The 12825-nt window shown below is 66.4% G+C and carries 11 protein-coding genes; 3 read left to right on the top strand and 8 right to left on the bottom strand.

Features of this window, described 5'->3' with window-relative positions; genetic code table 11:
• Positions 1-24: 24 nt before the first annotated feature.
• Positions 25-2058, bottom strand: coding sequence for a transketolase (tkt, locus tag KF796_02585; GenBank protein MBX3585505.1), 2034 nt, complete (start codon positions 2056-2058; stop codon positions 25-27).
• Between the two features lie 112 nt (positions 2059-2170).
• Here tkt and speD point away from each other — a divergent pair, with 112 nt between their 5' ends.
• Genes speD through KF796_02570 form a run of 3 tightly spaced genes read left to right on the top strand, consistent with a single transcriptional unit; the run spans position 2171 to position 4679 of the window.
• Positions 2171-2548, top strand: a complete 378-nt coding sequence (gene speD, locus KF796_02580; protein MBX3585504.1) for an adenosylmethionine decarboxylase — start codon at positions 2171-2173, stop codon at positions 2546-2548.
• A 23-nt stretch (positions 2549-2571) separates the two neighbouring features.
• Positions 2572-3297: a nucleotidyltransferase family protein gene (locus KF796_02575; protein ID MBX3585503.1), complete on the top strand. Its 726-nt coding sequence runs from the start codon at positions 2572-2574 to the stop codon at positions 3295-3297.
• The gene (locus tag KF796_02570) at positions 3294-4679 is read left to right on the top strand and encodes an aminopeptidase P N-terminal domain-containing protein (GenBank protein ID MBX3585502.1); all 1386 of its coding nucleotides are present in this window, start codon (positions 3294-3296) and stop codon (positions 4677-4679) included. The genes KF796_02575 and KF796_02570 overlap by 4 nt, the downstream gene beginning before the upstream one ends.
• A 9-nt stretch (positions 4680-4688) precedes the next feature.
• Here KF796_02570 and KF796_02565 read toward each other — a convergent pair whose 3' ends face one another.
• The 7 genes from KF796_02565 to KF796_02535 all read right to left on the bottom strand — a co-directional run bounded on the left by KF796_02565 (position 4689) and on the right by KF796_02535 (position 12817).
• Positions 4689-6452: an Ig-like domain-containing protein gene (locus KF796_02565; protein MBX3585501.1), complete on the bottom strand. Its 1764-nt coding sequence runs from the start codon at positions 6450-6452 to the stop codon at positions 4689-4691.
• Positions 6453-6507: 55 nt separating this feature from the next.
• Positions 6508-8223 (bottom strand): Ig-like domain-containing protein, encoded by a 1716-nt coding sequence (locus KF796_02560; GenBank protein ID MBX3585500.1) that lies wholly within the window; start codon positions 8221-8223, stop codon positions 6508-6510.
• Between the two features lie 208 nt (positions 8224-8431).
• Entirely contained in the window at positions 8432-9025 is a 594-nt protein-coding gene (locus tag KF796_02555) for a zeta toxin family protein (GenBank protein ID MBX3585499.1), read from the bottom strand.
• 7 nt (positions 9026-9032) lie between these two features.
• Entirely contained in the window at positions 9033-9380 is a 348-nt protein-coding gene (locus tag KF796_02550; protein ID MBX3585498.1) for a hypothetical protein, read from the bottom strand.
• Positions 9381-9426: 46 nt separating this feature from the next.
• Positions 9427-11055, bottom strand: coding sequence for an FAD-dependent oxidoreductase (locus KF796_02545; GenBank protein ID MBX3585497.1), 1629 nt, complete (start codon positions 11053-11055; stop codon positions 9427-9429).
• Positions 11034-12596 (bottom strand): polyamine aminopropyltransferase, encoded by a 1563-nt coding sequence (locus KF796_02540; GenBank protein MBX3585496.1) that lies wholly within the window; start codon positions 12594-12596, stop codon positions 11034-11036. Before KF796_02540 ends, KF796_02545 begins: the two co-directional genes overlap by 22 nt.
• Positions 12596-12817 carry a DUF350 domain-containing protein gene (locus KF796_02535; protein ID MBX3585495.1) on the bottom strand — a complete coding sequence of 74 codons (222 nt, stop codon included), beginning with the start codon at positions 12815-12817 and terminating at the stop codon, positions 12596-12598. The genes KF796_02540 and KF796_02535 overlap by 1 nt, the downstream gene beginning before the upstream one ends.
• Between the last annotated feature and the right edge of the window lie 8 nt (positions 12818-12825).

Here is a 12825-nt window from a genome sequence, read left to right as displayed (position 1 = left end):
CGTTCAGCCAGAGCCCGAACGGCATTAACTTTTGCGCAGGGCAGCACGCACCGTGTCCGCCACGTTCTCGGGCGTGAAGCCGAAGTGCTTGAACAGCACCGGCGCCGGGGCCGACTCGCCATAGGTGTCGATGCCCACCACCGCGGCGCAGCCGTATTTCCACCAGCCATCGGTCACGCCCATTTCCACCGCGATGCGCGGCACGCCGGCGGGCAGCACCGAGGCCTTGTAGGCCACGGTCTGGCGGTCAAAGGCCGTGGTCGAGGGCATGGACACCACGCTCACGGCCACCTTCTGCGCGGCCAGCAGCTCCTGCGCCTTGAGCGCGAGCTGCACCTCGGAACCCGTGGCAATGATCACCGCCTGCGCCTTTTTCTTCAGGCCCAGGTCCGACGGCTCGGACAGCACATAGGCGCCGCGGCTGATCTCGCCCAGGTCGCGCTTGGGCGCATAGGGCAGGTTCTGGCGGCTCAGCAACAGCGCCGTGGGGCGGTCGGCGTTTTGCAGCGCCACGGCCCAGGCCACGGCCGTTTCGGCCGTGTCGCAGGGGCGCCAGACGTCCAGGTTGGGAATCAGGCGCAGGCTGGCCGCGTGCTCGATGCTCTGGTGCGTGGGGCCGTCTTCGCCCAGGCCGATGGAGTCGTGCGTGAAGACATGGATCACGCGCTTTTTCATGAGCGCAGCCATGCGGATGGCATTGCGGCTGTAGTCGCTGAAGGTCAGGAAGGTGCCACCATAGGGGATGTAGCCGCCATGCAGCGCAATGCCGTTCATGACCGCGGCCATGCCGAACTCGCGCACGCCGTAGTTGATGTGGCGGCCGATGCGCCCGTCTTCGCTGCGGGTGACGTCGCCCGACAGGTCCACCCGCAGCGGCGGCGTGGCCTTGGTGTTGGTCAGGTTGGAGCCGGTCAGGTCGGCGCTGCCGCCAATCATCTCGGGCAGCGCGGCGGTGAAGGCTTCCAGCGCCAGCTGGCTGGCCTTGCGCGAGGCCACGGTCTCGGCCTTGGCATGCGCGCCCACGGCGGCGTCCACCGCCACCTGGGCGAAGTTTTTCGGCAGCTCGCCCTTCATGCGGCGCATGAATTCTTTCGCCAGATCGGGGTGGGCGGCCTTGTAGGCGGCGAATGCCGCGTCCCACGCGGCTTCGGTCTTCTGGCCCTGGGCCTTGGCGTCCCAGTCGGCGTACACGCTGGCGGGCACCTCGAACGGCGCATGGTTCCAGCCCAGCGCTTCGCGCGTGAGCTTGATTTCTTCAGCACCCAGCGGCTCGCCGTGGGCCTTGGCGGTGTTGGCGCGATTGGGGCTGCCCTTGCCGATGTGGGTCTTGCAGACGATCAGCGTGGGCGCGTCGGCCTTGTTTTTGGCGTCGGCGATGGCGCGGTCCACGGCGTCCACATCGTGGCCGTCAATCGGGCCGATCACGTTCCAGCCGTAAGCCGCAAAGCGCACGGGGGTGTTGTCGATGAACCAGGGCTGGACCTGGCCGTCGATGGAAATGCCGTTGTCGTCGTACAGCGCGATCAGCTTGTTGAGCTTCCAGGCGCCGGCCAGCGCCGCGGCTTCATGGCTGATGCCTTCCATCAGGCACCCGTCACCCATGAACACATAGGTGTGGTGGTCCACGATGGCGTGGCCGTCGCGGTTGAATTCGGCGGCCAGCAGCTTCTCGGCCAGCGCCATGCCCACGGCATTGGTGATGCCCTGGCCCAGCGGGCCGGTGGTGGTTTCCACGCCGGGCGTGACGCCCACTTCGGGGTGGCCGGCGGTCTTGCTGTGCAGCTGGCGGAAGTTCCTGAGCTCACCGATGGGCAGCTTGTAGCCCGTGAGGTGCAGCAGCGCGTAGATCAGCATCGAGCCATGGCCGTTGGACAGCACGAAGCGGTCGCGGTCGGGCCAATGCGGGTTTTGCGGGTTGTGGCGCAGGTGGCGGCCCCACAGGGCCACGGCCATGTCGGCCATGCCCATGGGCGCGCCGGGGTGCCCCGAGTTGGCTTGTTGCACGGCATCCATGGCGAGCGCGCGAATCGCGTTTGCCATCTGTTGGGTATTGGCCATCGGGGAGAGCTCCGGGGGGAAAGATCGGGGGAAACCCGGGATTTTACCGGCTGCCTGCGCCGCGCCGGGTTTGTCCGGGTTTAGTACCGGCGCATCGTCTACAGTGGCACCGATGCAAGGCCTTCACCTGACCGCCGACCTGTACCAGTGCCGCTGCGAAGCCGCCTGGCTGACCGACGCCGCGCGCCTGGGCGCCTGGTGCGTGCAGGCCGTGGAACAGGCCGGGCTGCAACCTGTGAACCAGCTGTTCCACACCTTTCCGGCCACGCCACGCGGGCCGGGCGGCATCACGGCCACGGTGCTGCTGGCCGAGTCGCACCTGTGCGTGCACACCTGGCCCGAGGAGCGCGCGGTGACGCTGGACGTATACGTGTGCAACTTTGGCGCTGACCATTCCGCCAAGGCGCGGGCCCTGATGGACGCGCTGGTGGGCCGCTTTGCGCCCGAATGGACCGAGCAGCGCTCGCTGGACCGCGGAGACGCGGCTTGAGCGCCGCACCCGCCGCCCAGGCCATGGTGCTGGCCGCCGGCCGGGGCGAGCGCATGCGCCCGCTCACCGACACCTGCCCCAAGCCCTTGCTGGTGGTGCGCGGCAAACCGCTGATGCTGTGGCCCATGCAGGCACTGTCCCGCGGCGGCTTTGGCCGCCAGTTGGTCAACACCGCCTGGCTGGGCGAGCAGATTGAGCATCAAATTGGCCTGGAGTCCAATAAGGGCGGCCACAGTGCGCTACAAAAACAGGAGCAATTCACGGTCGCTTACTCGCACGAAGGCCGCGACTTTGGCGGCGCGCTGGAAACCGCGGGCGGCATCGTGCGGGCGCTGCCTCAGCTCGCCGACGGTTTCTGGGTGGTGGCCGGCGACGTGTTTGCCCCGGATTTCCGCTTCACCCGGGAGGCGCTTGACCGTTTCATGGCCAGCGGCAAGCTCGGCCACCTCTGGCTGGTGCCCAACCCGGCGCACAACCCGCGCGGCGACTTTGGCATCAGCCCCGAAGGCCTGGCGCTGAACCAGGCCCGCCAGACCTACACCTTCTCCACCATCGCCCTGTACCGGCGCGCGCTGTTCGCGCCGCCGTACTGCGACATCCCGCCCGGCAACCCGCAAGGCCTCAAAGCCCCGCTGGCCCCACTGTTGCGCGCCGCGATGGACAATCAGCAGATCACCGCCGAGCTGTACACCGGTCCGTGGACCGATGTGGGCACGCCGGAACGCCTGGCCCAACTGAACACGCCATGAACACATCCCTTTACGCCGCCCGCCGTGCCCGTGTTGCCGCCCAGCTGGGCGCCGACGGCATCGCCATCATCCCCACCGCTCTGGAGCGTCCGCGCAACCGCGACAGCGACTTCCTGTTCCGCCACGACAGTTACTTTTACTACCTGAGCGGCTTCACCGAACCCAACGCCTGGCTGGTGATCACCGGCGACGGCCACAGCACCCTGTTCTGCCAGCCGAAAGACCTGGAACGCGAGATCTGGGACGGCTTCCGGCTGGGCCCCGACGCCGCGCCCGCCGCGCTGGGCGTGGACGCCGCGCTGGCTGTGGGCGAACTCGACGCGCAGCTGCCCCGCCTGCTGGAGAACCGCGATGCCGTCTGGTACCCGTTTGCCATCCACGAGGGGCTGGAGTCGCGCGTGGGCGGCTGGCTCAACCAGGTGCGCGCGCGCGTGCGCTACGGCGCGCTGTGCCCCGAGCAGCAGCGTGACCTGTGCGGCGTGCTCGACGAGCTGCGGCTGGTCAAGGACGCGCACGAGCAGGACGTGATGCGCCGCGCCGCGCAGATCAGCGCGCGTGCCCACATCCGCGCCATGCAGCTGAGCGCCCGCATGCTGCGCGAAGGAAAGGATGTGCGCGAATACCACCTGGACGCCGAGCTGCTGCACGAGTTCCGCCTGGGTGGCTCGCAGTACCCGGCCTATGGCTCCATCGTGGCGGCCGGCGCCAACGCCTGCGTGCTGCACTACCGCGCCGACGCCGCGCCGGTGCGCGACGGCGAACTGGTGCTGATCGACGCGGGCTGCGAGCTGGACGGTTACGCCAGCGACATCACGCGCACCTTCCCGGCCAACGGCCGGTTCAGCGGGCCGCAGCGCGCGCTGTACGACCTGGTGCTGGCCTCGCAGGACGCCGCCGTGGCGGCCACGAAAGCCGGCGCGCGCTTCAACGACCCGCATGACGCCACCGTCAAGGTGCTGGCCCAGGGCATGCTCGACGTGGGCTTGCTGGACAAGAACAAGGTGGGCACGGTAGACGACGTGATCGACAGCCGCGCCTACTTCCAGTTCTACATGCACCGCACCGGCCACTGGCTGGGCATGGACGTGCACGACTGCGGCAGCTATGTGGAGCCCACGCAGGTGGGCGAGGTGAGCGAGCGACGCGACCCGCTGTCCAACGAGATCATCAAGAACCGCCCCAGCCGCGTGCTGCACCCCGGCATGGTGCTGACCATCGAGCCCGGCCTGTACGTGCGGCCGGCCGAAGGGGTGCCCGAGCCGTTCCACAACATCGGCATCCGCATCGAGGACGACGCCATCGTGACCGCCACCGGCTGCGAACTGATCAGCCGCGGCGTGCCGGTGAAGGCCGATGAGATTGAGGCGTTGATGCGGGGGTGAGGTCCACGGCTATCGAAAGCTGTTGAACCAAATTTCGCCGCCCTGCCGCCAGACCGCCAGGCCATCGCCATTGAGGGCGCTGCCAATAAACGGCGCCTCTGGATCGGCCAACGATGCATTGTTGATCTGGACGGGGGAGATCCAACTGCGCGTTGAGGCCACATAGCGTGCGACTCGCCAAGCAAAGGCCGGCGGGGTTATCGCATAGTCAGTTTTGCTCCAGAGCACCAACGCGTTGCCATATTGATCAAGTGTGACGTTGCCGGCCGTAACGTTTTTATTCGCCAGGGAAACCGCGTCATCCAGTCTCTTGGGCAAACTCCATTTGCGCGGCGTGCCCTGGAAGACGCTGACCCATATTCCCGAAATGATGCCTTGGTCGTCGTAACCTCCCCACATGGCAACGGCGTCGCCGGCCTCGTTGACGGCGATTCTGGGGGAATCTACCGCAACGATGGTGCCTTGAACATCAATGGTTTCAGGCAGGCTCCATTGCCTTGTTTGCGCTGAGTACTGGCTGACCCACAGTTGTCGCGGATTGGAAATACGACCCATAGCGATCGCGTTGCCTTGCCCATCGAAAGCGATTTCAGCTTCGCTGCTGTCGGGCGCAAAACCGCTGACTTTTACAGGGTTCTCCCAACTTTTTTGCGTCGTGTCGTAGCGGCTCACCCATGCGTTCGCGACACCCCGCTCCACCTCTTGAGTCCATTTCGCGAACAAGTTACCCTGGCCATCGGTCAAGAGCTTGAATCCGTCAATTCTGCGCGGGCCAGTCGGTACGTCAACAGGCTCGCCCCACTGTGCTGTGCTGGCGGTATAGCGAGCGACCCGAACGGTGTACGCAAGATCATCGGCCCTCCCTTCCCGGACGGACCATGCAATCCAGGCATTTCCCCCGGCGTCGACTGTTGCTTGCCCGAACTCGAGCCAGCCGTCAACGTTGAACGGTATCGGTGCAGCCCAACGGTCAGCTGCGGCATCAAAGCGATTGACCCAAAAAGTGCTGGGCGACGGGTTAGGCGAATAGCCATGCAATGCCCCGGACACAACAGTGACATTGCCATGACTGTCGCCCCCCTGTGCCAGCGTATAGATGCTCGTATAGGTCGCGGTGGTCCATGACAACGTAGAGTCATCAATGACCTTGGCAAGCCCCCAAAGCCGGGTGTTGGCGGCATAGTGACTGGCCCACAGACGGTATCGATAGTTGCCCCCTGGCGCGGTGATGTCAGTCTTCATCCAGACAGCCTGCGCGTCGCCGTTCGGCCCCAACGTCACTGTCGGGGCGGCGGCCCCTGCAACCGGAATGGCAATTTGTCTGGCAGTCTGCCAATCCCTGTCCAGGGTTGTGAAAGCGCTGGACGCGCCCATAAATCGCGCCCCATCGGTCCCCACAATCGTGTTGCTAAGCACCAACTCATATCGCGTCAGCTTGGCCAGCGGTTGGTTTGGGGCCACTCTCAGAACGGTCGCACCGCCTGTACCTGTCGGCGAGGACAGGCTTGCCGTGGCAGTGATGACGCCCTGTGGACTTCGCAGTACAACCGATGCATTGGTGATGCTCGATGCCTGCACGGGGCGCGAAAATGCAACCTCGACGGTCGGAGTAATACTGACGCCCATGGCTTCTTCGGCTGGGGTTGCGCTAGTGACGACGAGCGCCACGGGCTCCGCCACTACGTTGGAACTCGAACCACCGCCACAGGCGACTAGGCCAAGCGACCCCACCACCGTGAGCCAAAGACGGCCCATCATCCACATTGATTTCATTCAAACTCCCCAGGAATGCATCCGATCTTCGAGCATAGGGATAGATGTGCTCGCGCTACTTGAACCGGTTTTGCCTTAGCGTGTCCTGGGTGGTGTCCTTCACCTCCCAGATCACAAGGGCATCGCCGTAGCCATCGACATCAATCTGCGGCGCATTTGCCGTCACCCCCGGACTGCCCCCAGTCCCCACGATTTCAGGGTCGGCCCACGTGTTGGCGTTCGCGCGATACCTGCTGGCCCGGACAACGGAGCTACTAGGGGAACCACGCGGCGATTCACGCCATGCGGCTATGGCATTGCCTGCTTTGTCTATTGCAATCCGCGAGAACTGCGGAAACGTCGTGCCAAGAGTGGCGAGTTTCTTGGCCCCGTCCCAACGGCCACTGGCAACCATGTAACGATTGACCCAGAGATCAACACGGTTTTCCGCCGCGCTGGACAGCGCCCAAACCACCAGAGCATTGCCGGCGTCGTCGACGCCCAGTTGCGAGACGATTAGGCCGAGAGGCACGGAGCTGTCCATAGGCACCGCTGTGGCGGTGCCCCACCTTGATGTGGTGGCATCAAACTGGTTGGTCCACAAGACCCCCTCCTGATTCAGAGTTTCTGACCAGATAGCTCGGGCATTTCCGTTGGCATCAAAGCCGACACGAGGAAAATCAGCTACTGAGAGCGATGGCCGGTTGATTGCCGTGGGCGTTCCCCATTGTCCAGTCGACGCGCTAAAGGCTCGAGCCGTCACCACGCGGTCCAATGGCAACGAACCCAGTCCGACCCAAATGGCATGTACATTGCCGCCCAAGTCCATCGCAGCAACAAACCTGCTGGTTTGGCCGGTCGCTGTACCTACTTTGACCGACTGCTCCCAATGATTGGTGGCGGCTGAATAGCGGGCTGACCATAGGGCAACCGTCTGGGATTCGGGTTGTTCCCAAAGCACCATCGCATTCCCATTACCATCTACCAGGCATTCCAGTGGGCCATCGTTTAGCCACGGAACGACCGGCTGAATCGGCGTCGGGACGCGCCACAAACCCGTACCGGCGTTGTACGAATTTGACCAGAGATAGCTCGTACCGGGTGCGCTGTCCAGACCTGCGATCCACACTGTCAATGCATTCCCTGCCTTGTCCATGCCGACCCTGAGCCCCTGGATCGTGGTGGCGTTTCCAGCGACTTGAGCCGGTATCGACCATGCACCCACAGACTTGTCAAAAATGCTCGCCCACGCCGTGGCAGCTTGGCCCTGTTCTTGCCATACGGCTAACGCTTTTCCACTGGCATTCATTGCCAGGACGGGATTCGTGCCGGTAGGTGTCACCGTAGCCAGGGGCTGCGCTGTTTGCCAAGTGCCGTCGGCCGTGGTGAAACTGTTGGTACTGCCCGGAAATTTGGCCCCGCTGACGCCTGTGATTTCGCTGCTCAACGTGAGGTCATAGCGGGATAGCTTGGCGAGCGGCTGATTGGGTGTGAGGCGAAGCACCGAAGCGCCCGTTCCCACAGTCGGCACAGTCAGGCTGATGGTGCTGGAAATCAAGCCCCCCGGCCCTCGCAAAACTGCAGAGTCCCCGGTCAGGCTCGTGGGTTGAATGGCCTCCGCAAACAAAATGTCGACAGCGGCGGTCGTGCTCACGCCCGTAGCATTCGCCCCCGGACTGATGCTGGCAATAGCCAGCGGTGGGGGACTGGACGAGCCGCCCCCGCAACCGACTAAAACATACATCGACAGCACGACCGAAAGCGGGCGCACTTTCACAAGCCACGGTTCCATGGGGTTTCCCTGAGATTTTTTAAATGCTTCATCTTAGGTGCAATCTACTCGCGGACACCTGCGTGTCGCAACTAGTTACAGGCTACGGTTCGGGCAAGGCCTGATGAAGTTGAGTATGTGCTTCCATGACGCGCACCAAATTGCACAGCTCGTCGAAAAATTGACCCCCGATATCGCGCACTGTATGTATTCTCGTGGTCGGGTCACATCAAGCCTCCGCAAACCCCAGCACCTTCTCGACCCAGCGCGGCCGCAGCACGGTGTGCAGCTGCATGTGGCCGGCGACGATGGAGGCAATCAGGCGCGGGCCGCCCTGGGCAGCGTCGCAGCCATCCAGCAGCAGGGCAAGGTCGGCCATGCGCACGGCGCGGCGCAGGTGGTCCACGCAGCGCGGGTAGCGCTCCAGCACCTTGTGCGAGGGCACGGCGTGGCCGCCCTCGCGCAGCCGCTGGCTCACGCGCTCGAGCAGGCGGCGCGGCTCGTCCACGCACAGGGCGTACAGCACCACTTCATAGCCCAGCGAGCGGGCCTGCGTGATGAGCGCCAGGCGCGAGGGGTGGGACATCGCGGTCTCGGTCACAAACGAGTGGCTCGCACGCAGCAACGCCTGGCACTCGGCATCGGCCCAGGCCCGGGCGGCCTGCGCGCGCGCCTGGGGGCTGGGCAGGTGCTGCAGCTGCGCCGCTTCGTGGATCTGGGCATTGACGAAGGGCAGCGCGGGGTGGCGCGGCGCGATCAGGCAGTCGTACAGCGTGGACTTGCCGGCGCCATTGGGCCCGGCGATCAGGTGCAGAACCGGCATGCGCCGTTCAGGCTGCCTTGGGTGCCTTGGCGCGCCGGCCCTTGTTGGCCGCCACGGCCTGTTGCGCGCGGTCGGCCAGCGCGCCCGACTTGGCCAGTGCCAGCACGTGGTTGTGCAGGTCGTCGGTCTCGGGCGAGAGGCCGGGTGTCACGGTGTAGGGGGCACGCTCCTGGCGCGCGATCAGCGCATGGCTGTCATGCGTGGTCAGGCCCGCATGCTCCAGCGCCTTGCCCAGCGTGGCCCAGTACTCGACCTGGCTGGCGACCGAGCGCCGCATGGTCTGCGCGGCCTCACGGGCCTGGTTGACCAGCGCGGCCGGCAACTTGACGGAAACGAACGACGGGGCGTCGGGCATGGCATCCTCCTTTTTGGCGCATTGTGCGCCACAGGGCGCCAACTTGTCAAAGCCCGCCGGCCAGGTGCCCGCGCGTGAACGCCTCTTCAAACACCGAGTAGCCCGACCAGTCGGCGTGGGCAAAGCGCAAGCGGGCCGTGGCCGGCGTGATTTGCTCATGTTTTGATAGCGCCCGATGGCCGCCGGTATTGGACTCCCGCCTGATTTGGCTCATCAAACCCGGCGTGGGGATGGCCATGGCATGGCCATAGCGGGTGACCGTCATTCGCGTGGCCAGACTGGCCAGGTCCGGGTGCGGCACGGCCAGCTCGGCCAGCATGTCGTCGCGCCATGCCGTCCAGGGCCGCGCCAGCAGCTGCTGGCGCGCACCGGGCCCATCGCCCAGCGCGCGGTACCAGGTCAGCACCGTGGGGCCGGGGCGCGGGTCCAGCCGCTGGTGGGTGGCATCCACGTAGCCCAGGCTGGCACTGCCGTAGAGCACGTTGTCCCAGCTCGGGGCGGCGCCGGGGCGGTCGTGCAGCGGGGCGCGCAGGTGCAGGTTGGCCACCAGCCAGGGCGCGTAGCGCAGCCGCGCGGCCAGCGCCTGAAGCACCGCCGGCGGGTTCTGCACCACGCGCGCCGCCACAAAGGCCGGCAGCGCCACGACGCAGTGCCGCGCCTGCCAGCGCTCCAGCGTCTGGGTGCGGTGGTCCCACGCGTCCACCTCCACAGCGTGGCGCGCTTCGGCGATCCGCACCACGCTGCGGCCCGCCCGCAGGCGCTCGCCCAGCGGCAACGCCAGACGGCGGGTCAGCCAGGCGTTGCCCTCGGGCCAGGTGAGCACGGCCTCGCGGTCCGCGTCGCCGTCCCCGGGCGCCTGGAAGCCGTGGCGGCTCGCAAAGTAATGCACCCCGGCCCAGGCGGACACGGTGGCCAGGCCCGCACCGTAGTCATCGCGGCAGCAGTAGTCCAGGTACCAGAGCAGCTGCGGGTCGTCCAGCCCCTGCTGCGCCAGCCATTGCGCCATGCTCAGCGCGTCCAGTGCCGTGTGCGCGGGCCCGAAGGGCGAGCGCAGTGCCGGCATGCTGAAGCGCGCCTCGCGCTGCAGCGATGCCACCTTTTGCGAAAAGCGGCGGTACTGCGCCAGCGTGGGCGCACCCACGCCCTGCAGGGGCAACAGCCCTTCCTGCCAATGGCCGTTGAAGAACAGCCGCTCCTGCGGGCTGTGGCACAGGTGGCGCTCGTCGTACTGCCAGCGGCCCGCCACGCGGTGGCGCAAACCCAGTTCCTCGAGCAGGTCCTGGACTTCGCGGGCGTCCTCACCGGGCACGGGCAGGTAGTGGGCGCCCATGGGGCAGGGCAGGCCACCGAGCTCGGCGCCGCGGCTGTTGCCGCCCGCGCGGTCTTCCAGCTCCAGCAGCGCGAAGTCATCCACGCCGCGCAGCCTCAGGGCCCGGGCCGCGGCCAGGCCCGCGACGCCGCCGCCGGCAATCAGCACGCCGGTGCGCCGGGTCACGGCCGGCGCGGGCCAGCTGCGGCGTTCGCGCAGCATGTGGCCACGCTCCACCGACACACCGGCAAAGCCGCCCTCCAGCGGCGCCGGCGGCGGCTCGCAGCCCAGCAGCGGCGCCGCCGCACCGGCCAGCACCGCGCGCCGCGTGAGCGACAGGGGCGTCACTCGTGGACCTTGCCCCATTCGCGCTCGTAGGTGGTCACCAGCACCTGGTTCGACAGGCGGTTCACGCCCGCAGGCACGCGGGACATGTCCTGCGGAAAGTCAAACAGCAGCGGCAAGGTGTGCGGCGACAGGAACCGCAGCCCCGCGGGCAGGGCCTGCGGCAGGCGGTAGGGCCGGCGGCTCGCGATCACATAGCCCCACTCGCCAAAGCTGGGCACATGGGCGTGGTAGGGCGCGGTACGCAGGCCCACCGACTCCAGCGTCTGCACCACGGTCCAGAAGCTCTGGCGCGCCACCAGCGGCGAGGTGGTCTGCACCACGGCGTAGCCACTGGCCGACAGGCGCTGGTCCAGCAGCGCATAAAACGAGTTGGTGTACAGCTTGCCGATGGAGAAATTGGTCGGGTCCGGAAAGTCGACCACGATCACGTCAAAAGTCTCGGTGGTCTGGCCCAGCCAGGTGAAGGCATCGGTGTTGAGGATGTGCACCTTGGGCGACGACAGCGACCCCCCGTTGAGCCGGGTCAGTGCCTCGTGCTGGCTGAAGAGCTGCGTCATCTGCGGGTCCAGCTCGACCAGTGTGACGCTCTCGACCGAGGGGTATTTGAGAATCTCGCGCACGGCCATGCCGTCGCCGCCGCCCAGCACGGCCACCTTGCGCGGCGCGCCGTGCGCCGCCATCACCGGGTGCACCAGGGCCTCGTGGTAGCGGTATTCGTCGCGCTCGGCAAACTGCAGGTTGCCATTGAGGAACAGCCGGTGGCCGCTGCGGCCTTCACCCGGCGAACGGGTGACCACGATGCGCTGGTACGGCGAGGTGGCGCTGAAGACAATGCGGTCCTGGTAGAAGCGGTCCTCGGCCAGGCTGGAGACCTCGTCGGCGCCGGCAAAGCCCGCGATCAGCGCCCCCAGCACCAGCGCGCAGGCCAGCCCGTGCGCGCGCAGCCGCCGCAGCTCATGGCGGAACAGCCAGAGCGCCCACACCGCCACGGCCGCGTTCATCAAACCAAACAGCAACCCGGTGCGGATCAGCCCCAGCCGCGGCACCAGCAGCAGCGGAAAAGCCACCGACACCGCAAGCGCGCCGAGGTAGTCAAACGTCAGCACCTGTGACACCAGGTCGCGCAGCGCCACGTTACGCCGCAGGATGCGCATGACCAGCGGGATCTCCAGCCCCACCAGCGTGCCCACCAGCAGCACCAGCGCATACAGCAGGAAGCGGAACGCCCCGGGCGCATAGGCGTTGGCCAGGAACAGCACCGCGGGCAGCGTGCCGCCGACCAACGCCACCATGAGCTCGATGCGCAGGAAATGCGCGGGCAGCTGGCGCTCGAAAAAGCGCGACAGGTAGGAGCCCACGCCCATCGCGAACAAATAGGTGCCGATGATGGTGGAAAACTGCAGGACCGAGTCGCCCAGCACATAGGACGCGAGGGCACCGGCGGCCAGCTCGTAGACCAGGCCGCAGGCGGCCACCACGAACACGCTGGCCAGCAGCGCCACCTCGACCGGCCGGGGCGAAGAGGCTGGGCCGGTGGCGGGCACCGGTTGAAACGCCATCAGCCGTGGATCGCGGCGGCCACGATGATCGAGATGCCCAGCCCCATGGCCGCCACCACCACGCCCAGCGCGATGTTCTGCTTCTCGACCAGTTCTTCCCACAGGTTGTAGGGCGTGAGCTTGTCCAGCACCAGAAAGCTCAGCCAGAACACCACCACGCCAATCAGCGCGTAAAGGATGGAGCCGAAGACGGCCCCGGTTTTCAGCCATTCAAGACCCATGATGACCT

Origin of the sequence: Ramlibacter sp. (genome assembly GCA_019635435.1) — a bacterium.
In the GTDB taxonomy this organism is placed as follows: domain Bacteria; phylum Pseudomonadota; class Gammaproteobacteria; order Burkholderiales; family Burkholderiaceae_C; genus JAHBZM01.
Note: the sequence above shows the minus strand (reverse complement) of the source record. Positions and strands in the feature narration are given on the sequence as shown.